General features: G+C 69.6%; 16 protein-coding genes. 9 read left to right on the forward strand and 7 right to left on the reverse strand.

The genetic code is table 11. From position 1 onward, the window contains the following. Positions 1-16 precede the first annotated feature (16 nt). From DI272_RS30885 to DI272_RS30905, 5 genes are all read left to right on the forward strand, one after another. Positions 17-988, forward strand: coding sequence for a LysR family transcriptional regulator (locus DI272_RS30885; protein WP_109498468.1), 972 nt, complete (start codon positions 17-19; stop codon positions 986-988). A 220-nt stretch (positions 989-1208) separates the two neighbouring features. Then, the gene (locus tag DI272_RS30890; RefSeq protein ID WP_258314733.1) at positions 1209-2129 is read left to right on the forward strand and encodes a hypothetical protein; all 921 of its coding nucleotides are present in this window, start codon (positions 1209-1211) and stop codon (positions 2127-2129) included. Next, complete coding sequence (locus tag DI272_RS30895; protein ID WP_109498470.1) at positions 2129-4318, forward strand: glycosyltransferase; 2190 nt, start codon at positions 2129-2131, stop codon at positions 4316-4318. The genes DI272_RS30890 and DI272_RS30895 overlap by 1 nt, the downstream gene beginning before the upstream one ends. A 62-nt stretch (positions 4319-4380) precedes the next feature. Next, a complete protein-coding gene (locus tag DI272_RS30900) occupies positions 4381-5625 on the forward strand; it encodes an acyltransferase (protein ID WP_109501139.1) in 1245 nt (414 codons plus the stop codon). A 254-nt stretch (positions 5626-5879) separates the two neighbouring features. Beyond that, a complete protein-coding gene (locus DI272_RS30905) occupies positions 5880-8252 on the forward strand; it encodes a proprotein convertase P-domain-containing protein (protein WP_109498471.1) in 2373 nt (790 codons plus the stop codon). Positions 8253-8321: 69 nt separating this feature from the next. On the opposite strand, the gene DI272_RS30910 is transcribed toward DI272_RS30905, so the two are convergent. The 5 genes from DI272_RS30910 to DI272_RS46045 form a co-directional block, all read right to left on the reverse strand. Continuing rightward, complete coding sequence (locus DI272_RS30910; protein WP_109498472.1) at positions 8322-8864, reverse strand: GNAT family N-acetyltransferase; 543 nt, start codon at positions 8862-8864, stop codon at positions 8322-8324. Positions 8865-8990: 126 nt separating this feature from the next. After that, positions 8991-9737 carry a hypothetical protein gene (locus tag DI272_RS30915; RefSeq protein ID WP_146238406.1) on the reverse strand — a complete coding sequence of 249 codons (747 nt, stop codon included), beginning with the start codon at positions 9735-9737 and terminating at the stop codon, positions 8991-8993. Between the two features lie 371 nt (positions 9738-10108). After that, entirely contained in the window at positions 10109-10342 is a 234-nt protein-coding gene (locus DI272_RS30920) for a helix-turn-helix transcriptional regulator (RefSeq protein WP_109498474.1), read from the reverse strand. Continuing rightward, positions 10342-10956, reverse strand: coding sequence for a hypothetical protein (locus DI272_RS30925; RefSeq protein WP_109498475.1), 615 nt, complete (start codon positions 10954-10956; stop codon positions 10342-10344). The genes DI272_RS30920 and DI272_RS30925 overlap by 1 nt, the downstream gene beginning before the upstream one ends. A gap of 134 nt (positions 10957-11090) precedes the next feature. After that, positions 11091-13493, reverse strand: coding sequence for a proprotein convertase P-domain-containing protein (locus DI272_RS46045; RefSeq protein ID WP_109498476.1), 2403 nt, complete (start codon positions 13491-13493; stop codon positions 11091-11093). A gap of 522 nt (positions 13494-14015) precedes the next feature. Between DI272_RS46045 and DI272_RS30935 the strand changes: the two genes are divergently transcribed. Genes DI272_RS30935 through DI272_RS46050 form a run of 4 tightly spaced genes read left to right on the forward strand, consistent with a single transcriptional unit; the run spans position 14016 to position 16960 of the window. Beyond that, complete coding sequence (locus tag DI272_RS30935) at positions 14016-14672, forward strand: hypothetical protein (RefSeq protein ID WP_146238407.1); 657 nt, start codon at positions 14016-14018, stop codon at positions 14670-14672. Beyond that, on the forward strand, positions 14657-14959 hold the full coding sequence (locus DI272_RS30940) for a hypothetical protein (RefSeq protein ID WP_109498478.1): 303 nt from the start codon (positions 14657-14659) through the stop codon (positions 14957-14959). The genes DI272_RS30935 and DI272_RS30940 overlap by 16 nt, the downstream gene beginning before the upstream one ends. Positions 14960-14978: 19 nt before the next feature. After that, entirely contained in the window at positions 14979-16370 is a 1392-nt protein-coding gene (locus tag DI272_RS30945; protein WP_109498479.1) for a hypothetical protein, read from the forward strand. 5 nt (positions 16371-16375) lie between these two features. Next, the gene (locus DI272_RS46050) at positions 16376-16960 is read left to right on the forward strand and encodes a hypothetical protein (RefSeq protein WP_109498480.1); all 585 of its coding nucleotides are present in this window, start codon (positions 16376-16378) and stop codon (positions 16958-16960) included. Here DI272_RS46050 and DI272_RS30955 read toward each other — a convergent pair. Both DI272_RS30955 and DI272_RS30960 read right to left on the reverse strand, forming a co-directional pair. Continuing rightward, positions 16943-17473, reverse strand: a complete 531-nt coding sequence (locus tag DI272_RS30955) for a hypothetical protein (protein ID WP_109498481.1) — start codon at positions 17471-17473, stop codon at positions 16943-16945. The two genes, DI272_RS46050 and DI272_RS30955, sit on opposite strands and share 18 nt — an antisense overlap. A 60-nt stretch (positions 17474-17533) precedes the next feature. Next, positions 17534-20998: a DNRLRE domain-containing protein gene (locus tag DI272_RS30960; protein WP_109498482.1), complete on the reverse strand. Its 3465-nt coding sequence runs from the start codon at positions 20996-20998 to the stop codon at positions 17534-17536. Between the last annotated feature and the right edge of the window lie 264 nt (positions 20999-21262).

Raw genomic sequence — 21262 nt, forward strand, 5'->3', positions numbered from 1 at the left:
GTTGTAGGTTCACCGGATGCCCGCCCCGACCCATCTCGACCCCCGCCTGCTGCGCGCCTTCCTCGCCGTCGCCGAGGAGCTCCACTTCACCCGCGCCGCGGCCCGGCTGTACGTCGCCCAGCAGGCGCTCAGCCGTGACGTACGGCGGCTGGAGCGGGAGCTGGGCGCCGAGCTCTTCGTACGGACCACCCGGCAGGTGACGCTGACCGGCGACGGGGAGCGGCTGGTGCCGCACGCCCGGCGGGTGCTCGCGGCGCAGGACGAGCTGATCGCGGCCTTCGGACAGGCCCGGCCGCTGCTCGTCGACGTCAACTCGCCGGGGCTCGGCACCGGTGGCCGGGTGCTGCTGCGGGCCCGTGAACTCGCCCCCGAGCACGAGCTGATGGCCCGCTATGAGAGCGGTCTGACCGGCGCGGCCGGTGAGATCCTCGGCGGGCGCCTCGACGCCTCCTTCGGCCGGTTCGCCGGCCTGGACCCGGCCCTGCGGTCGGGCCTGGACCACCAGCTCGTCCGCCTCGAACCCATGGCGGTCGTGCTGCCCGAGGACCACCGGCTGGCGGCGCTGGAGGCCGTGCCACTGGGCGAGCTGGCCGGCGAGGAGGTGTACGCGGGAGCCGGGAATCCCCGTACACCCGAGTGGACCGACCTCGCGCGCCGCCTGTTCGAGGGACGCGGGATCGAGGTGGCGTCACCCGCGCCGATGGCCGTCGGTCACGAGGAGTTCCAAAGGATCATGGCCAAGACACGGAACCCGATTCTCGCCGTGGTGGACTTTCCGGCCATGCCGTCGACGGTGCTGCGCCCGCTGGTCGATCCCGTGCCCCTGTCGCCTGTGTCCCTGGTGTGGCGGAAGGGGCTGGTGCACCCCGGTTTCGACGCTCTTCGGCGCGCGGCGGCCGAGTTGTCGGCGGCGCAGGGGTGGCTCAATCGGCCCGTCGAAGGATGGATTCCGGCCATCGACATAGAGATCGAAAATGTCCACAAGTGACACACGGCAAACACGTCAGCCTCGTGTGCGCTACATTCGTGCCCTGAGCACCATGTGATAAAGGGGGCGCTCGGACCGGGTGGGGGCCTGGTTCGGTCGACGGGTGCCCGGAGTCGGATGCGCACCCAGAACTGTCCCGTGGGGGGATTGCGTGCGCGAGAACAATTGGCGGGAAGACACCCAACCGGAGTGGCCCGATGTGGCATCCGGGACGCGGGACTTGCCTGCGCGGAGAGGGCGCACTCAGGCGTTCCCGGAGACGAGAGGAACCGAGGTCCTCGCGCCGGCGGACGAGACCGAGGCACTGCCGAAGATCCCGTCGCCGTCCGTGCCCGGCTCCACCGCCGAGGCCGCCGGCCTCCCCGGTGCCGCCGCCACCGGCACCCCCGCCTTCCGCGACCCGTGGGACCCGCAGGGCACCACCGGCGCCCCCGGCGGCAACACCCACGACCCGCACGAGGTGACCGTCCAGCTGGACGCCGTCTCCCTGCGGGCCGACCACCGTCTCGTCGGCCAGGCCGACGCCGGCCGGGGCGCCGCCGATGGCTCCGACGGGCCGGTGTTCGTCGACGAGTCGGGCCGCCGCAGCCGCAGATTCCGCCGCATCGGCATCTTCGTCGGCATCGCCTGCGCGATCTACGCCGTAGTCATCGTCGCCACCATGCTGTCCGGCAACTCCAACGCGCCCTGGCTCCCCGTGCCGGGACAGGAGGGCAAGGAGGCCGGGCAGGTGGAGACCACCCCGCTGCCCGCCGACCCCGCCGCGCCCACCGACGCCACCGGCGGCACGCCCGGCGCCTCGCCGGCCCCCGGTGACGGCACGACACCGTCCCCGGGCGTCACCGCCACCGCTCCCGGCGCCTCCGCCACCGCCACCACCCCCGGCGCGTCCGCCGACCCGAAGCCGACGGCGACCAGGACCAGCGGCAATCCGGTGGCCAACCCCTCCACGGACCCCAAGCCCACCGCCACGCCCACCACCAGCTCCCCCGACCCGTCGGTCCCGCCGACGACCAGCTCACCCGGCCCGTCCGACCCCCCTCCCGGTGACAGTGCCGGCACCGGTACGGGCAGCCTCGCCGACGGCGTGGACACCGCGCCCGGCCTCGCCACCGCACCGTCCCCGGAGAACACCCTCTGATGGCATCCCGCTCAAGCCGTCCCGGGCCCGCGACCGGAGCCCGTGACGGCTCCCGTCGCCGTCTGCCCCTGCGCCTGCTGCTGCCCCTGCTCGTCCTCGTCGCGATGATGGCGATGCTGATGCTGCGCGGCTACGTCCACAGCGAGATCCTCGCCGACTACCGGGTGGCGCCCGCCACGGCCAACGACAAGGTGCCGCAGGACATCCTCAAGGGCGGCCCGGTCATCGACACCCGCAGCGGCCGGAGCACCAGCATGACCGTGCCGGACGACAGCGTCGTGCTCACCTTCGACGACGGTCCGGACCCCACCTGGACCCCGAAGGTCCTCGACACCCTGAAGAAGAACCACGCGCACGCGGTCTTCTTCATCACCGGCACCATGGCCTCCCGCTACCCGGACCTGGTCCAGCGCATGGTCGACGAGGGCCACGAGATCGGGCTGCACACCTTCAACCACCCCGATCTGTCCTACCAGTCGAAGAAGCGCATCGACTGGGAGCTGTCCCAGAACCAGCTCGCCCTCGCGGGCTCGGTGGGCATCCGCAGCTCGCTGTTCCGGCCGCCGTACTCCTCCAAGGCCGCGAACATGGACAACAACTCCTGGCCGGTCACCGAGTACATCGGCAGCCGCGGCTACATCACGATCGTCAACGACACCGACAGCGAGGACTGGCGCAAGCCGGGTGTCGAGGAGATCATCCGCAACTCCACGCCCAAGCCCGGGCACGGCGGGATCGTCCTCATGCACGACTCCGGCGGCGACCGTCACCAGACGGTCCAGGCGCTGGAGCAGCTCCTCCCGCAGCTCAAGGCGAAGGGCTACAAGTTCCAGAACCTCACCGAGGCCCTGCACGCCCCGAGCGCGCACACCCCGGTCACCGGTCTGGAACTGTGGAAGGGCAGGGCCTGGATCTTCCTCGTCGACGCCTCCGACAACATCACCGCCGTCCTCGTCGTCTGCCTGGCGGTCATCGGTTTCCTCGTCTTCGCCCGCTTCGGGCTGATGCTGCTGCTGTCCGGCCTCCACGCCCGCCGCACCCGCCGCCGCGACTTCCGCTGGGGCCCGCTGCCGGTCACCGAACCGGTGTCGGTGCTGGTGCCCGCGTACAACGAGGCCAAGTGCATCGAGAACACCGTGCGTTCCCTGATGCGCAGCGAGCACCCCATCGAAATCATCGTCATCGACGACGGCTCCAGCGACGGCACGGCCCGGCTGGTGGAAGGGCTCGCCCTGCCCGGCGTACGCGTCATCCGGCAGCTCAACGCGGGCAAGCCCGCCGCCCTCAACCGCGGCCTCGCCAACGCCCGTCACGACCTGATCGTGATGATGGACGGCGACACCGTCTTCGAACCGGCCACCGTCCGCGAACTCGTCCAGCCCTTCGCCGACCCGCGCGTCGGCGCGGTCGCCGGCAACGCCAAGGTCGGCAACAAGGACACCCTCATCGGCGCCTGGCAGCACATCGAGTACGTGATGGGCTTCAACCTCGACCGCCGGATGTACGACGTCCTCCAGTGCATGCCCACCATTCCCGGCGCCGTCGGCGCGTTCCGCCGCTCCGCCCTGGAACGGGTCGGCGGCATGAGCGACGACACCCTCGCCGAGGACACCGACATCACCATGGCGATGCACCGGGACGGCTGGCGGGTCGTCTACGCCGAGAAGGCCCGCGCCTGGACCGAGGCACCGGAATCCGTGCAGCAGCTGTGGTCCCAGCGCTACCGGTGGTCGTACGGCACCATGCAGGCGATCTGGAAGCACCGCAAGGCGCTGGTGGAACGCGGCCCCTCGGGGCGCTTCGGCCGCGTCGGGCTGCCGCTCGTCTCCCTCTTCATGGTCCTCGCGCCGCTGCTGGCGCCGCTGATCGACGTGTTCCTCGTCTACGGCCTGGTCTTCGGGCCCACCGACAAGACGATCCTCGCCTGGTTCGGCGTCCTCGCCATCCAACTGGTGTGCGCCGCCTACGCGTTCATCCTCGACCGGGAACGCCTGACCCCGCTGATCTCGCTGCCGCTCCAGCAGATCCTCTACCGCCAGCTGATGTACGTCGTGCTGCTCCAGTCCTGGATCACGGCGCTCACCGGCGGTCGGCTGCGCTGGCAGAAGCTGCGCCGCAAGGGCGGCGTCTCCGCCCCGCCGACCGCGCCCGCGGGACGGCAGCAGGCCGTGGGCGGGAGGGCCGTCTGATGAGCACGCCGTACCTTCCCCCTTCGCCGCAGACCTCGCCGCAGACCTCGCCGCAGAAAGACATGAACGTGACCGCACCCTTCGTGCCGCCGGGTGCGGCCGCACCGGCCCCGCAGACAGCCCCGCAGACGCCGCTGCCCGAACAGCGGACGAAGCCGAAGGGCCCGGTCCGTGACCGCTACTTCGACCTGCTGCGGGCCCTCGCCCTGTTCCGCGTGGTCCTCTACCACCTGACGGGCTGGGCGTGGCTGCCCCTGGTGTTCCCCTCCATGGGCGTGATGTTCGCCCTGGCCGGCAACCTGATGGCACGCTCGCTCAAGCGCCCGGCCGTCCAGGTCATCAAGAGCCGCGTCCGCCGGCTGCTGCCGCCGCTGTGGGTGCTGGGCGTCGTGGGTGTCACCGGCATGGTCGTCCAGGGCTGGAGCCCGTCGGAGGACGGCCACCCGGGCTGGTGGTGGCTCCATCTCACCTTCTGGGTCCTGCCGTTGAGCGACCCGCCGTACGCCGAGGGCCTGCCCGGCATCCACGGCTACCTGGCCGACAACTGGGCCGTGGACCTCGCCGGACCGCTCTGGTACATCCGCGCCTACCTCTGGTACGTCATGCTGTCGCCGTTCCTGCTGAAGGCGCTGCGCGCCCTGCCGGTCGCCACGGTCCTCGCGCCGATCGCACTGTCCGCCGCCTTCGAGTTCGGCTACATCACCCTGCCCGGCGAGCGCATCCCCTCCGCTCTCACCGACTTCAGCACCTTCGGCGCCTGCTGGATCCTCGGCATGGCCCACCAGGAAGGCGTCCTGAAGAAACTGCCGCGCTACGTCGTCCCGTCCGTCGCCCCCGCGATCGCCCTGCTGGGCCTGTGGTACGCGACGAAGCACGACTTCTCCCAGGGCAACGACCTCGACAGCATGCCCTTCGCGCAGGCCCTGTGGTCCCTCGGCACGGTCATGATCCTGCTGCACGTCAGCCCCTCCTGGTCCGAGTGGCCGAAGCGGCTGCGGCGCTTCGACCGGCCGATCACGCTCCTCAACTCCCGTGCCGTGACGATCTATCTGTGGCACAACACCTGCATCGTCGTCGCGATGACGATCTGGGACCGGCTGTGGGGCATCGACCTGATGTGGCAGCACTTCTCCTGGCTGCTGGAGAGCCCGTGGCCGGTGCTGGTCTTCGCCTGGATCCTCATCGGCAGCTGCATCGTCTGGTTCGGCTGGGCGGAGGACCTCGCCGCCAAGCGCAAGCCGCAGCTGTGGCCGGACGGCTCGCAGGGGAAGCGGACCCGCTCCAAGTCACGCGCGCACCGCGCCTGATGACGGTCCCTCAATCGAGGCTCAAATAAACCCTCAATTGAAGCTCAAGAATGCGGATCAGCCTCAATTGAAGCTCAGAAGACCTGAGCAGCTCTCGCTCGCGGCCGTGAGCCCGTGGAAGGATCATGGCTGCGCGGCACCGCCGAAGGGGAAAGGCGGAACCGTGTCCTGGCCCAATGCCGGGGTGCTGCACGGTAATTCGCCTTTTCTATTCGGCCGCATGCTGAGTCATGCCTGCTCGGTTCGAGAGTGACATGAAGAGACAGATATGGACGACGGTCGCCATTGTGCTGGCGACCGTGAGCCTCGGTGCAATTCCCGCACACGCCACCGAGATATCGACCACGGTGACGGAAAGCGATCCGATCGACCCGCCGCTCTACGACGAGACCGCCGACGGCGGCACCGTACGCGTCAATGTCGTCACCGAGAACCGCGACGACCTTTCCGGCGCGGCGAGCGCCGGTGAGACGCTGCTGTCCTACAAGACCCTGCCGCTGGTCACGCTCGAAGTGGACAAGAGCGGCCTGGACGACCTGGCCGCCCAGCCGGGAGTCGTCAGCGTCACCGAGGACGAACTGGTCGCGCCGTCGCTGGACGAGAGCGTCCCGCTCATCGGCGGCGACAAGGCCGTCGCGGCCGGAAAGACCGGCAAGGGCAGCGCGATCGCGGTCCTGGACACCGGCGTCGCCACCAACCACCCGTTCCTCAAGGGCCGGGTCACCGCCGAGGCATGCTTCTCGCCGGTCGACGCCAACTACGGCGCCACCAGCCTGTGCGGGAACGGCGCGGCCACCCAGGAGGGCACCGGCGCCGCCAACTCCGCGAGCGTGTGCGCGGACATCGCCGAGTGCGACCACGGCACCCACGTGGCGGGCATCGCCGCGGGTGACGGCACCGGCCTGAGCGGGGCCCCCGCCCGCGGTGTAGCCCCGGGCGCCGACATCGTCGCCGTCCAGGTCTTCTCCCGCCTCGACTCCACCAAGTACTGCGGCACCACCACCCCCTGCATCCGCAGCTTCACCAGCGCCCAGATAGCGGGCCTGGAGAAGGTGCTGGCGCTCAAGCAGGCCGGTATGCCCATCGTCGCCGCCAACCTCAGCCTGGGCTCGGCGAGTTACAGCACCGCCTGCACCAAGGACGCCCGCAAGACCGTCATCGACAGCCTCTACGAGGCCGGGGTCGCCACCGTCGTCGCGGCCGGCAACAACGGCAGCGCGACCGCCGTCACCGCCCCCGCCTGCGTCCCCGGCGCCGTCTCCGTCGGCGCCACCACGGACGACGACGAGATCGCCTCCTTCTCCAACCACGGCCCGCTCCTCGACGTCCTCGCCCCCGGCAACGGCATCGTCTCCTCCGTCCTGAGCGGCTACGACTCCAAGAGCGGCACCTCCATGGCGGCCCCGCACGTCGCCGGCGCCTTCGCCGTGCTGCGGCAGGCCCACCCCGACAAGACCCTCGCGGAGCGGGAGGCGCTGCTGAAGTCCACCGGCACCCCGGTCACCGACGAGGCGGGCGTGACCGTACCCCGCATCGACGTCGGCAAGGCGGTCGGCGCCGCGACGCCCGCGCCGGACCCGGAGCCCGCCGACACCACCCGCCGTACGAAGATCCTCAACGACGCCCCGTACGCCATCCCGGACCTGGGCACCGTCCAGTCCCCGATCACGGTCTCCGGCGTCACCGGCAACGCGCCCAAGACCCTCCAGGTCTCCGTCGACGTCACCCACGACTGGCTCGGCGAGGTGAAGATCGACCTGGTCGCCCCGGACGGTCAGACGTACGCGCTGAAGGCGACCAACGGCACCGACCCGGGTGGCACGCTCAGCAGGACGTACACCGTCGACGCGAGCGTCTCCCCGGCGAGCGGCACCTGGAAGCTCCAGGTCGCCGACAAGTCGGCGGGCGGCACGGGCACCGTCGACGACTGGGCGCTGACGTTCCCGACCCCGTTCGCGAGGACGGCCCCCGCCGCCATCCCGGACGCGGCCACCCTCACCTCCGAGATCACGGTGGACGGCGTCACCGGCAACGCCTCCGGCGCGCTCCAGGCCTCCGTGAACGTCACCCACCAGTGGCTCGGCGAGGTGAAGATCGACCTGGTCGCCCCGGACGGTCAGACGTACGCGCTGAAGGCGACCAACGGCACCGACCCGGGTGGCACGCTCAGCAGGACATACACCGTCGACGCGAGCGCCACCGCGGCGAACGGCACCTGGAAGCTCCTGGTCGCCGACAAGTCCTCCGGCGGCACGGGAACCCTGGACGGCTGGTCCCTGACGTTCCCGTCGATCGAGAGCCAGTCCACGTACGCCGTCCCCGACGCGGGCACCCTCCAGGCGCCGATCACCGTCACCGGCGTCTCCGGCAACGCGCCGAAGACCCTGAAGGTCTCCCTCCGCCTCACCCACGACTGGCTCGGCGAGGTCAAGATCGACCTGATCGCCCCCAACGGCCTGGTCTACGCCGTGAAGGCCACCAACGGCACCGACCCGGGCGGCACGCTCGACAAGGTCTACACGGTCGACGCGAGCGCCTCGCCGATCGAGGGCACGTGGAAGCTTCAGGTCGCCGACAAGTCGACGGGCGGCACGGGAACGCTCGACGACTGGGCGCTGACCTTCTGACGCGCCTTTCCTGACGGAAACGCCCGGCCGGGATCATCCCGGCCGGGCGTCTTTCTGCGTGGCCGCGCGCTACTCCTGCCCGCCGCGCTTCCATTCCTCGGCGAGCAGCCCGAGCACCACCTCGTCCATGAACTCGCCCAGCACCCAGGCCGAGGAGCGCAGCACACCCTCGCGGACGAAGCCGTTGCGCTCGGCGGAGCGCAGCATCGCGGTGTTGTCCGTCAGCGTCTCGATCTGCAGCCGTTGCAGGCCGCGCACGACGAACCCGTAGTGGCACAGCACGGCGACCACGTCGGTGCCGTAGCCCTTGCCGCGGGCGGACGGCAGCAGGCCGAGGCCGACGTGCGCGCACCGGTGGTGGGTGTCGATGCCCCACAGCGTGGCGGCGCCGACCAACTCGCCGCTCTCCAGGTCCACCACGGAGAACGGGAGGTTGTCCTGGTCGGTGGGGTCCACCACGAACTTCCCGCCGGGGATGCCGGGCGGGATCGGCCGCCACGGTCTGCCGTCCGCCCGCGAGGTGTTGACCACGTCGTCGTAGAGCTCGGCCTGAAGAACCGGGATGTCGTCCTCGTGCCGGGCCCGGAGCCCGACCCTGTTGCCTCTGAGCATGCAGGCTTCCTATCGGGCCGGACCGGCCGGCGGCAAACACTTTTGCGCGCGGAAAACCGGCAGAGCCGGCCGCGCCGAGCGAGATGCTCGACACGACCGGCTCTGCCGGTACGGGGGACGGGGCGCTTACTTGAGGTAGCCGCCCTTGAAGCCGCTCTGGTCGGCCCAGATGCGCTCACGGGCGTCCCAGGAGAACCCGGCCCACTTGCCCTGCCAGATGGTCTGGGCGGTGGCGTTGTTCGCCGGGTCGGAGGAGATCCACGTGCTGACCGGGCTGTTGGAGAACTCGGAGAACGGTACGAAGTTGCGGTGCGAGGCCCAGCCGCCGTAGACCTTCACGACGCGGGACGAGGTCGTGCGGTAGTTGACGCCGATCTTCACGGTCGTCACCTTCACGCCGAAGATGGTGTCGGAGACGGAGTACCAGGCGCTGCGGTCGTAGTACCGGGCGCTCGGGTCGGAGAGCTCCTCGTCGGTGGTCGGCGGCGTCTCGGTCTCCTCGACACCGAGGGTCGCCTCCAGGACGACATCGCCGCCCGCGGCTTCCTTCCTCAGCTCGGTGGTGTAGTTCTCCTCGTCGATCGACTCGATGTCGGAGACGTCGGAGATGAAGTCGCCCAGCTCCTGGCCGCGCTGCGGGTCGTTCAGCAGGTCGACGAACTGTGCCTTGTCGCCGTCGGACAGCGCCGAGTACTGGTCCAGGGTCTCCTGGGCGTCCGTGTCGCCGAGTTCCACCTGCTCCACCAGGTAGGCCTCGTAGGCCTCGGGGGTGGTGCCGGTGGTGTCCTCGGCGAACGCGGAGCCCGGCAGGGCCGCCATCGTGATCGCCGCCGCCGTGGCGACGGCCATCCCGACGAGTCTCTGGCGGTTCATCTTCGCCGACTTACGCATATCTACTGCCTCCGTTACGTGGATGAGTACACGAACTGAAAAAAGCAGCAGGGAAAGCGCGGAAATTCGCCCCCCTACAAGCGGTTCCGCCTTTCCCCTTCGGCGTTCCCGCTTGTGTTTGATCCTTCCACAAGGAATAGGGGGGTGGGGAGCTCAAATAGCCTTCTCTGAGCATCAATTGAGGTTACGGGGAACTCAAGTCCTTTTATTTGAGCCTCAATTGAGCTTTTCCGTGGGCTACTTCTTCGTGAGCCACCGGCCGAGCAGGATCACGCCGGTGATGAGGACGGCCGCGACGACGGCGATCACTATCTTCATGCTGGTGTCCATGGCGCCGAACATCTCTGTCTCCCTTATGACTTGGGCCGGTAGCTGAGCAGGTCGCCCGGCTGGCACTGGAGGGCCTCGCAGATCCGGGTGAGGGTGGTGAAGCGGATCGCCTTGGCGCGTCCGTTCTTGAGGACGGACAGGTTGACGTTGGTGACGCCCACGCGGTGGGCGAGTTCGGTGACGGTCATCCCGCGCTCGCTGAGGAGCTTGTCGAGATGCACCTCGATGTCATGACCCTCGTGCTCGTCGTCGGCCATCAGACGACCCCTTCGAGGTCCTCGCGCATGGCGGCGCCGGCGCTGGTGATACGGGCGAAGGTGAGGAGGCCGAGGCCGGTGAGGACGAGCAGGTAGGGGGTCGACCACTGGCCCAGCCATGAGGTGGCCGTGAAGTCGTGGTTGTCGGCGAGCTTCGCGAGCAGCGCCGCCTTGAGGTTGGACTCGACAAGTTCGGCGACCACGCTGCCGAGCAGCACCCATCGGCCCAGCAGCCGGAGCCGTGAGGCCGTGCGGGCCGTGTGGATGCCGTCCCGGGCTGCGCCCTTGAGTAGCTGGTGCAGCAGGAAGAGACCGCCGATCAGCAGCAGCGCCGAGGGCAATGCGCTGAACTCGTCCAGGAGGTGCAGGGATGCGCCGGGGTGGTCGGCGCAGTAGTGGGGGATCGCGTCGACCGCGACCCCCTTCTCGGGGTAGAAGCGGCCGGCGTCGACGGAGCCGGTGACCGAGTCGTCGGTCATACAGACGAGGTTCCTGCCCCAGCCCCCGTGGACGGTTCTGAAGACGACCCCCAGCGTCACCAGCGCCAGCAGCACCCGCAGCGCGAGTGACACCACCGTCGCCATCGGCTCCAGCATCTTGCGGTCCTCGGACATGATCCCCCGCCTCGCTTATCGTTTTTCGATGTATCGAGTTTCGATGTTATCGAGAAACGATAAGGCGTGCAAGCGGCTGCGCCCCCGCACCGGGACAGGTGCGGGGGCGCAGGCGCGGGCCGGCCGGGCAGGCGTCAGAACCTCACGACGAAGTTCCTGACCGTGCCGGTGTCACCGGTGGCCACGTCGTCGACGCGGAGCTTCCACCAGCCGTTGACCGGCAGGTCGGTGGCGTCGACCGTGTAGACCTTCCGGAGCCTCCCGCCCGGCTCCTCGCCGTTGTCCTTGAGCAGGTGCAGGGAGCCGTCCGGCGCGATCAGGTCGATCTTGAGGTCGCCGAGGTACTCGTGCTCGACGTCCACGTACACCTGGAGCTTGGCGGAGCCGACCCCGGACAGACCGTCGGCCTTGGTCCAGATCTCCGTGTAGTTCTTGTCCGGGACGGCCTTCACGGTCTGGTTCTCGTACGACGGGAAGCCGAGCGACCAGCCGGTCAGGGTGCCGGTGGAACCGGTGGCGGAGTCGGTGACCTTCAGCGTCCAGGTGCCGTTGGCGACCGCGTCGGTGGCGTCGACGCCGTAGGTGGTCTGGAGCGTGCCGCCGGCCTCGGAGCCGTAGGGCTTGAGGGTGTACGACTTGCCGTCCGGGCTGGTCAGGACGAGCTTCAGGTCACCGATCCTGCTGTGGGTGAGGTTCGTGTAGACCTGGAGCGGCCCGGCGGCGTTGCCGTCGATCTCCGAGACGGCGATGGTGGAGCCGAGGGTGCCGGAGTCCGGGATGGTCTGGGCGGTGGTGTTCTCGAACGGCGTCGGGAAGATCAGCGACCAGGTGGTCAGCGTGCCGGCGTCCCCGTCGTCGGTGTCGGTCATCCGCAGCTTCCACTCGCCGTCGGCGACCGAGGCGGAGGCGTCCACGGTGTACGTGGCGATGATGTCGTCGGCGCCGTCGGAGGTGCTCGCGGCCTTCAGCAGGTGGGTCGTGCCGTTCGGCGCGACGAGCTCCAGCTGCACGTCACCGCGGTAGGCGTGGGTGATGTTGACGTACGCCTTGAGGTTCTTCGGCGCGTTGCCCGGGTATCCGGCGACGGTGATCGGCGAGGTCACCGCGGTGCCCGTGCCGCCGGTCGGCGCGTCCGGGATGGCGATGTCCTTGTCGTTGTCGACCTGGAAGGCGCGCGGCTTCTTGTCCGCCTCGGGCTTCGGCTCGACCGCGGCGACCGCCTTGGCCACGTCGATGCGCGGTACGGTCACGCCCGCCTCGTCGGTGACCGGCTTGCCGGTGGTGGCGAGCAGTGAGATCAGGCTGGCCAGCCCCTCGGTGGGGTAGGTCTGGCGCAGGACGGCGAGGGCGCCGGCGACGTGCGGGGTCGCCATGGAGGTGCCGCTCATGGAGTCGTAACCGCCGCCGGGGACCGAGGAGATGATGCCGTTGCCCGGGGCGAATACGTCGAGCAGCGGGCCGTGGTTGGAGAACGAGGCGATCGAGTCGTCGTCGGTCGTGGCGCCGACGGAGACCGCGTTGGGCACGCAGGCCGGGGCGGTGACGGCGGTCGCGCTGCCGTTGTTGCCGGCCGCGACGACGGTGGCGACCCCGGCGGCGTAGAGCTTGTCGATGGCCGCGGCGCGGGCGTCCTTGGCGCAGGCGGTGCTGTAACTTGCCGAGCCCAGGCTGAGGTTGGCGGCGATGATCGGCATACCGCCCTGCTGGAGCTGCCAGACCTTCTCCAGCGCGGCGATCTGGGCGCTGGTGAAGCTGCGGATGCAGGGCGTACTGGCGGCGGCACCGCAGTACTTGGTGGAGTCGAACTTGGAGAAGACCTGCATGGCGACGATGCCGGCGTCGGGCGCGACACCGGCGGCGGGGGCTCCGCTCAGCCCGGTGCCGTCACCCGCGGCGATACCGGCGACATGGGTGCCGTGGTCACAGCCGTCGAGGGTGGCGCAGGGACCGCTTGCGGCGTTGGCGGCGCCGGTGCCCTCCTGGGTGGCCTGGCCGTTGCCGCACAGGCTGGTGGCGCCGTAGGTGGCGTCGATCGGCGAGAAGCAGGCCTCGGCGACGATCCGGTCCTTGAGGAACGGGTGGTTGGTGGCGACACCGGTGTCGATGATCGCGATGTCGCTGCCCGCGCCGGTCTTGCCTGCCTTGTGCGCGGTGTCCGCGCCGATGACGGGGACGCTCTCGTCCAGCGAGGGGGCGGACAGCCCGTCCTCGGTGACGCTGACGACGCCCGGCTGGGCGGCCAGGTCGTCCAGCCCCGACTTGTCGACGCGCAGCGTGACGAGGGGCAGGGTGTCGAAGGACTGCAGCGTGTCACCGACGCTCGCGGCACCGGAGAGATCGGCGCGGGTCTCGGTGACGACGTTCACGCGGACGGTGTCGCCGCCGGCGGTCTGGTCGTAGAGGGGCGGGTCGATCGGGTCGTCGGCCGCGGTCGTGGTGGTGGCGGTCGTCGTGGAGTCGGTCGCGTGGGCGGGTATCGCGCTGAGGGTGGCGGCCATCACGGACGTGATGACGGCAGCCCAGATCCGTCTGTTCATGTCGCTCTCGAAGTCAGCAGGGCATGGCTGAGCATGCGGGGGTGGGAGAGGAGGAAAGAGGTCATACCGGCGCGCAGCAGGCAATGGGAGCCCACGGGAGCCGGATGAGAAAAGAGCTGAAACGCTGAAACGTGTCCTGCCTGCGGGCATCACGCACGAGGCGTGTTCCGTCGGAAGGCCGTAGGGGAAAGCGGCGGCGAGGCCGACCGCAGCGGCGGAGAAAGACGGATCCGCTTGATCACCGCAGACCCTAGGGGAGCCGTGATCACGGCCGCAAGACCCGATCATCCGGACCCGACGACTCCGTACGGTTGCTCCGGTGAAGGCGTGACCGTCCGCGCGCCTCTCTCAACTGGGCCACGGCTCGGGAGAGTTGCTCCCGTCCGCAAAACGGAAGCCGGGCACACCACTTTCTCCCGCGCCCCGGAACGCCCCAGGCACCCCACCGCTCGCTCTGGTGCCCGCTCCCGGGGCCCCGCTACCGTAGCGCTGCCGCGCACCACCACCGAGAGACCGAAGACATTGAGCCAGGAACCCGCCACCGCCCCGCCCGCCGGACGCGCACCGGCGCCTGGGCGCGCACCGGTGTTCGGGCTGGTCACGCCCGTGGACTGGTACCGCATGCCGCTCCAGCCGCAGGACCGCCGCGAGGCGTCCGTCGCCGCGCTGATCAGACGGCAGTTCGCCGGCGTGGACGACCAGCCCGTGCTGCGCCGCAAGGCGGAGGAACAACTGCGCGGCACCGCCGAGGCCGGGGTCGAGCAGGGCGGCGTCGTGCTGTACCTGTCCTTCCTGGAGGCCGGCGGCATCCCGCTGTCCGCCTCGCTGCTCGTCTCCCACCTGCACCAGCGGTTCGACGCGCTCGACGCCGTCGCCGCGCTCGCCGGCTCCGGCGAGGTCGGGCTGACGAAGCTGCCCGCCGCGGGGCGGGCGGCCCGGCTGGTGCGGCGGGAGCAGTCGAAGCAGTCCCGGAAGCTGGGGTCGGAGTTCCAGGACACGGTCGTCGAGTACTTCGTACCGGTCCCCGGCCGCGACGAGGTGCTGATGCTCACCTTCAGCACCCCGCTGGAGCCGATCGCCGACGCCATGGTGGAGCTGTTCGACGCGGTGGCCGCGACGCTGCGCTGGCAGCGGGAGGACGACAGGACGGGGAACGGCGAGGCATGGGCGAGAGACTGAGGGTCTCCACGGACGACCTGGAGACGGCCGGCACCGGTCTGCGGACGGTGGCCACCGAACTCGAAGGACTCGACAAGCTGATGGACCAGTACGACCGCCGTACCGTCGGCCACCAGCAACTGCACGAGCGGCTCCAGGACTTCTCCGACGGCTGGGACGACAACCGCAAGAAGATGATCGAGGAGATCCAGGGCCTCGGGAAGGTCGCCCACGAGTCCGGCAAGGCGTACAAGGAACTCGACACCGCGCTCTACAACGCGCTCATCGGCAAGGGGAAGAAGAAGTGACCGGCGAGGGGAAGAAGAGATGACGCGCCCCGCCGACCACCGCTGGGAGGTGCTGGGCGAGAGCGGCGACCCGGTCCCCGGCGACGTCACCGATCTCAAGGCCCTCTCCCGCCGCTTCGAGGCCACCGCGAAGACCATCACCGAGACCGCGGCCGCGCTGCGCCGCCTCGGCAACCAGGAGAGCTGGGACTCCGACGCCGGCCGCGCCTTCGCCGACAAGGCGAACGACACCGCGAAGACGGTGAGCAAGGCGCACGACCGCTACGCCGACGCCGCGTCCGCGCTGAAGACGTACTACACCGACCTGGAGACCATCCAGGAGGACGCCGACAAGCTGCTGCGGGACGCGGAGACGAAGGCCGGCGACCTGGCCAAGGCCAAGGCCGGTGCGCAGAACCCGCCCGAGGGCACCGAGGACGCCGACCGGAAGAAGCTCGACAAGAAGGTCACCGACATCCAGGGCGGCCTCGACGACCTGCGCGGTCAGCTCGCGGACGTCAAGAAGCGGCACCAGGACGCCGGCGACAAGGCGGCCAAGAAGATCCACGACACCACCGAGGGCGACGGCCTCAACGACTCGTGGCTGGACGACCTGCGCGACGCCCTGAAGATCATCAGCGACATCACGGGGGCGATCGCCGCGGTCTGCGGCATCCTCGCGCTGCTCGTCGGCTGGATCCCGGTCATCGGCCAGGCGCTGGCGGGTGTGCTCGGCACGATCGCGCTGGTCATGACCGTGATCTCCCTGGTCTGCCACGTCCTGCTGGCCATCAACGGCGACGGCTCCTGGGGCGACGTGGCCATGGACGCCCTGGGCCTCGCCACCTTCGGTATCGGCCGGGTCTTCTCCGCGGGTTCCAAGCTCGCCGCCACGGTCGGGCGCAGCCGCGTCTGGCAGGCCGCCGACGACTACGTCCGCGCCTGGAACCGGGGCATGAACTCCGCCGCCCGCCGCCGCCTCGTCGAGGCGATGGTCGGCCCGCGCGCCGGGGCGAACGGCGCCGGCGCCCTGCCCGACGTCTCCCTCGCCGCCGCCTTCAAGGGCCTGCCCCGCTCCTTCGCCGACGACCTCGGCACCATTCGCAGCAACTGGCGGGACCTGTTCAAGGTCGGCGACAACCTCACCGCCGCCCGCAACGCCTACAACACCGCCGGCGCCCGCGGCCTGGCCAGCATGTACGTCGGCCCCGGCATGGTCGACGAACTCGGCCGCATGAAGAACATCGACCCGACCGACCTGAACTTCATCGGCACGCCCGACGCCTTCAAACAGGCCATCTCCTACAACTCCTGGGCCCTCGGCGCCACCGGCACCGGCGCGGGCTCCGACACCAACAGCTTCATCGGCCTGTTCGGCGGCGACGAGGAGATCGACGTTACGGGCCCGGACGCATCGCTGGCGGGGCGGTGACCCGCATGGCGACCGACTGGAGCGAGTGCCGCGTGGAGCTGCCCGCCCCGCACAACTGGCTGGTGCTGGACCTGCGCACCGAGGACCCGGAAACCTGGGCGCGCGAGATCGCCGACGAGCACCTGGCGGGGGACTCACGGCCGGAGCTGTACGACGCCTTCGCCACGGACATCCTCTGGTACTGGGGAGCGGCCCGCCGCCAGAACGCCCTGTGCGCGTCCCTGCTCACCCCGCCGGACGCCCCGGTCCTGGCGAGCTACACGGTCCGGGAGATCCGCGGTCTGCCCGAGACGGCGACGGTCGCGTCCCTGCGCGCGGAGGTGGGGGAGGCAGAGGGTCCCTTCTTCGGAACCCAGCTGCTGGAGGAGGTGGACCTCCCCCTGGGCCCGGCGCTCCGCGTCCAGCGCATGGAGCCCACGGCTCCGGAGTCCTCGTCCGGCGAGATCGTGGAAGGCGTGGCCCACTACGTGCTGCCCACCCGTTTCCCGGGGACGGCCCTGGAGTGCCGCCTGTTGTGGAGCTCCCCGGGCCTGGGCGAGGCGCTGGCCAAGATGGCCGACGAACTGGCGGAGTCACTCCGCCTGACGTGACCGCCGCCTGATCGGAGACTCCCCGAGCCCGAGCCGCTCCCACGGCAGCATGGCGAGAGGCATCCAGCTGAAGCCGACGGCGAAGACGCCGAGGATGTTGACGAGCTGCTTGGGCAGCACCCAGCCGAGCTGGCTGACCAGCAGGGCCACGACCAGCAGATACACATCGAAGACGAGCACGGCGAGAATCTTCCGCAGGGCGGCCCCGAGACCGACCCGGGCCTCGCCCCCCTTGAACATCCCGAAGACGATCACCGGCACCATCAGTCCGGTGACGCCGCCGACGGCGATCCCGCCGATGACCAAGGCGATCCGCCCGTCCTCCGGCACGACATCGGACAACGGCGCCCGATCCACCGCCTCCCCGAGCAGGGCCACGGCCGCGTACACGCCGAGCGCCATCGCCGCGAGCACGAGGACGACGCCCACGCCGAAGGCGACATTTCCGGCAACCGAGCGCCGCTCATCGTGCTGCGTCGCGTTCGGCCCCTCGGCCCTCGACTCGGCGGACATGGACTCTCCCATTCCTCTGCGGGGTCCGGTAGAGGATAGCCGCGCCGAGGCCTGTCGACATCAGCCGATACCGATGCGCTTCTGCCAGTAGTCGTTGGCCCCGACGACCTCCGTTCCGGAGCCCGTCACCGCGGTCTTGCTGCCCACGTAGAACCGTACGGAGCCATTGGGTCGTACGGCCCAGATGTCGGGAGTGCCGTCGCTGTTGGCGTCAGGCGTGCCCATGAGCAGCGGAATGTCAGCACTGAACCAGCCGCTGGCGCCGTACTCGGTGTCGGCGCCGCCCGAGGAATTCGCCGCGGACGCCAGCGAGCCGAGATCGGTCCCGCCGCCGGCGGCGGCGATGCCCTTGCGGAACAGCAGGCGCCCCGATGCGTCGGTGCGGTAGATCATGTCGGCGACACCGTCGCCGCTGACGTCCATGACGGTCACCAGGTCCCGGCTGGTCCAGCCGGTGGCGGACAGGCGGGTCGCCTGGTCGATGGTGGCCCCGTGGTATCCGGTGAAGGCCCACAGCTCGTCACCGGCCGTGGCGAGGAAATCGGTGCGGCCGTCGCCGGTGATGTCGCCCGCCGCAACGATCTGGGTGAGGGCCGAAGGGCTCGGGGCACCGGCGGGGAGCAGGATCTCCTGCCGCCGGTCGATGTTGACGGCGCCGTAACCGTCGCCCGGGTAGACCCACAGTCTGCTGCCAAGCCGTACGACGAGGTCCTGGAGGCCGTCACCGCCGTAGATGTCACCGTTGTGCGTGATCAACGCACCCTTGAAGTGGCCGTTGGGAGCCGCGACAAAGGGTGGTAGGTCGTCGGTGCCGTTCGGGTCCTTGGCGGGGTTCGCGCGGTAGGCGCCCGGCATCGAGTAGTCCAGATCGCCGGTGCCCTTGGTCAGGTCGGTCGCCAGGCCCTGGGAGGGGTAGAGCGCCAGGTCGCCGGCCTCCGTGACGACCATCATGTCGGGCAGCGCATCGCCGGTGAAGTCGCCGGCTTTGTCGGCCTGGTCGCGTGGGGTGACGTAGAAGAAGTACTTGGTCGGCTCGGAGACGTTGTCGGCACTGTCACGGGCGCGGACGTACAGCACGTTGGGCCCGGCGGTGGGCGGCTTGGCGTTGCTGATGAGGGCGCTGACGTTGGTGTCCGTGCCGTTGGTGCGGGAGAGGCTGCCGGTGTAGCTGGCCGAGTTGAAGCCGTACTCGTAGGCCACGACGTCCTTGTTCACGGCACGCACCGTGAACGAACCGGGAGTACCGAACTTCTTCGTGGACCAAGTGGCGTCCTCGCCGTCGTTGCCGAAGCCGTTCTCGCCGCCGTCAGCGTTGGGGAAGTCGGTGGAGGACACCTTCGGCGGGCGGGGTGCGGTGGTGTCGAGGACGAAGCGACAGGGCGTCTTCGGGTGCCAGGCTGAGGAACTGCCGGCGTCGTCCACGGCCTTGACGCGCCAGGAGTACGTAGCCCCGCTCTTGAGTTTGCTCGGGGAGAAGCCGCCAGTTGTCCGCAGGGCGGTTCCCTTGTCACCGTTCGTGTCGACCTTGCCGGTCGACTTCAGCAGGTCGCCGGTGGCCTCCCACTGCCCTGTCTGCCACAGATCGAAGTCGAGGTAGTCGAGGTTCTTGTCCTTGTCGGTGGTCTTGGCCGTGAAGGTCAGGTCACCGGAACCCATGCGGACGTACGGCTTGGTCGTGGTGCACTTGCCGTCCGGGCCCAGGTCGAGGGAGTTGGACACGATCGTCGGCTTGCGGTTGTACTCGAGTTCCAGATACGGCGCGAACTCGCCGTTGGCCTGGAACTTCTTCCACGCGTACTGGGCGTCCTCGTCGCGGGCGCGCAAGCCGAAGGTGATCATGGCCTCACCCGAGTCGGCTCTCTTCTGGGCGCCCTTTTTCACGTCGAAGGCCGCCCAGTCGTTGCCGCAGCTGGACTTGTAGCCGTGCGCGAAGCTCTTGGTGGCCAGCTTGTTGCCGTCGTGCAGTTCGGGAGCGTTGTTCCAGTTCGTGTGGGAGTCGATCTCGCTCGTGAGGTGCACGCTCATCGAACGGGCCTGGCAGGACCAGGCGTACGTCTCCAGCATCACCAGCTTGGCTTTGGTGATCTTGGTGCCCTTGAGGTCCTTGTCGAAATAGATGTTGAAGAACGACCGCGAAGTGCCCCACGTGTCGGACTCGAAGCCGACGCGGGCTTCGTGCGTGCCGCCCTTGTTGAAGTCCCTGCCGTTGTAGAACGTGGCCTTGGGGAAGCGGTTGTAGGCCGTGGTCCAGTCCCGCGTGTCCTTCGTGACCGAGGGGTCGATGAAGACCGGGTACGTCGTGGCCGGGTCGTTGAGGAAGTCCTGGTCCGGCGTGAGCAGCCACTGACCCGTGGACAGCTCCGCCTGCACGACGTCACCGCGGGTGTCCGGGGACGGTCCACCCAGGGAGGGCAGGCTCAGGGTCGCGGCGGAGCCGGTCTGGGACGGCTCGGGGGTCGGCTTCGCCGGTGGGCTCGGCAAGGACTCCGACGCGGTCGGTTCCGGGTCATCGCCGGCCGACGGCAACACCTCGACATCGGTGTCGCTCTGCTCGTCGGACTCGGCAGCCTCCTCCTCGGAGGGGCTCGGGGAGTCGGACGGCGTCTCGGTCGGAGAGTCCGTCGGGTCCGGTGACTCCGGCGCGGTGGGCTGCGCGGTGACGCCCACCTGCCCGTCGGTGACGGCGGGCGCGCCGCTGCTGTCCCACATCAGCGGGGTGGGGGATACGGCAACCTCTTCACCGGTGCCGTTCAAGGCGCTGACCACGCCGGAGAGCGGCTCCATCTTGAAAGTAAGAGTGGTCGAGTGCAGGCCGTAGACCATCTGCTGGACATGGGGATCGGCGGCTGCCTGCTTGTTCTTGACGACGAGGACCTGGCCGAAGCCGTTGTCCTCCGCGGTCAGGACCAGGTCACCGCCAGGGAAGATCTCGGGGTACAGGATGCGGTTGCCGTCGATGATGGGGGTCGGGACAGTGCCTGGCCAGGTCAGCTGGATCGCGTGCTGGTTGGCGTCGCCGACGTAGAGGGTCGCCAGGGGAGTGCCGGAGTCCGCCGCCGCGGCGGTCTTCACCAGGGAGACGCGCTGCACGGTCGAGCGGGACGCGCGCTCCTCGCTCCGGCTGCTGGACCCGGCGGAGAACACCATTCGGGTGTTGGTGGCCCTCGGCTCCCAGCCCTGTTCGGTGCGGCGCAGGCTCGGGTCAATCTTCTTCCACTCGCCGTCCACCTTGGCCCGGATCGGGGACGCGTACAGCCGCTTCATCAGGTGGCCGTCTGGCCGGGCCCAGGTGGTGGAACGGGCCGTGCGGGCGGCGGTCACCTCGATGGACTTGCCGGTGCGTGCGGCCCGGGTGAGCGCCGCGGACTCGGTGACGTTCGTGTCGTTCCTGCTGCGGCCGTCGCCTTCGTCTTTGGCATCGTCCAGCCGGAACCCGGCATAGACGATGCCGGTCGTCGCGACCGTGGCAGCGAGCAGCGTCGCGCCGGCCCGACGGCCGGGCACACGGCCCCAGTTGCGCGTCATCGGGCGGGTTCCCCTTCCCCCTCGTTCCCCTCGGCACGACGCAGGACAGGGCGCGGCCGGGCCAGCCGATGATGACCTATGAGGGAACTGTCGTCACCCTGTGGGGGAGTTGGGGGCGGTGTGTGTGGGGTCGCAGAGGCCCTGCGGTGGTCAGGGATGGGTGGCGCTTCCACACCTTGCAATCACGGGGTGCAAAGACCCTAAAAAACGTCAATTCACGCGTAATTAAGGGTCGTTTGTCACCTGAAGTGCTCTCTGGGTCAA

The organism is Streptomyces sp. Act143 (assembly GCF_003143935.1).
In the GTDB taxonomy this organism is placed as follows: domain Bacteria; phylum Actinomycetota; class Actinomycetes; order Streptomycetales; family Streptomycetaceae; genus Streptomyces.

Bases quoted from the DNA above. Each gene is read 5' to 3' on its own strand.
- DI272_RS30885 (WP_109498468.1), top strand. From the start codon at position 17: ATGCCCGCCCCGACCCATCTCGACCCCCGCCTGCTGCGCGCCTTCCTC.
- DI272_RS30895 (WP_109498470.1), top strand. From the start codon at position 2,129: ATGGCATCCCGCTCAAGCCGTCCCGGGCCCGCGACCGGAGCCCGTGAC.
- DI272_RS30900 (WP_109501139.1), top strand. From the start codon at position 4,381: ATGAACGTGACCGCACCCTTCGTGCCGCCGGGTGCGGCCGCACCGGCC.
- DI272_RS30905 (WP_109498471.1), top strand. From the start codon at position 5,880: ATGAAGAGACAGATATGGACGACGGTCGCCATTGTGCTGGCGACCGTG.
- DI272_RS30910 (WP_109498472.1), bottom strand. From the start codon at position 8,864: ATGCTCAGAGGCAACAGGGTCGGGCTCCGGGCCCGGCACGAGGACGAC.
- DI272_RS30915 (WP_146238406.1), bottom strand. From the start codon at position 9,737: ATGAACCGCCAGAGACTCGTCGGGATGGCCGTCGCCACGGCGGCGGCG.
- DI272_RS30920 (WP_109498474.1), bottom strand. From the start codon at position 10,342: ATGGCCGACGACGAGCACGAGGGTCATGACATCGAGGTGCATCTCGAC.
- DI272_RS30925 (WP_109498475.1), bottom strand. From the start codon at position 10,956: ATGTCCGAGGACCGCAAGATGCTGGAGCCGATGGCGACGGTGGTGTCA.
- DI272_RS46045 (WP_109498476.1), bottom strand. From the start codon at position 13,493: ATGAACAGACGGATCTGGGCTGCCGTCATCACGTCCGTGATGGCCGCC.
- DI272_RS30940 (WP_109498478.1), top strand. From the start codon at position 14,657: ATGGGCGAGAGACTGAGGGTCTCCACGGACGACCTGGAGACGGCCGGC.
- DI272_RS30945 (WP_109498479.1), top strand. From the start codon at position 14,979: ATGACGCGCCCCGCCGACCACCGCTGGGAGGTGCTGGGCGAGAGCGGC.
- DI272_RS46050 (WP_109498480.1), top strand. From the start codon at position 16,376: ATGGCGACCGACTGGAGCGAGTGCCGCGTGGAGCTGCCCGCCCCGCAC.
- DI272_RS30955 (WP_109498481.1), bottom strand. From the start codon at position 17,473: ATGTCCGCCGAGTCGAGGGCCGAGGGGCCGAACGCGACGCAGCACGAT.
- DI272_RS30960 (WP_109498482.1), bottom strand. From the start codon at position 20,998: ATGACGCGCAACTGGGGCCGTGTGCCCGGCCGTCGGGCCGGCGCGACG.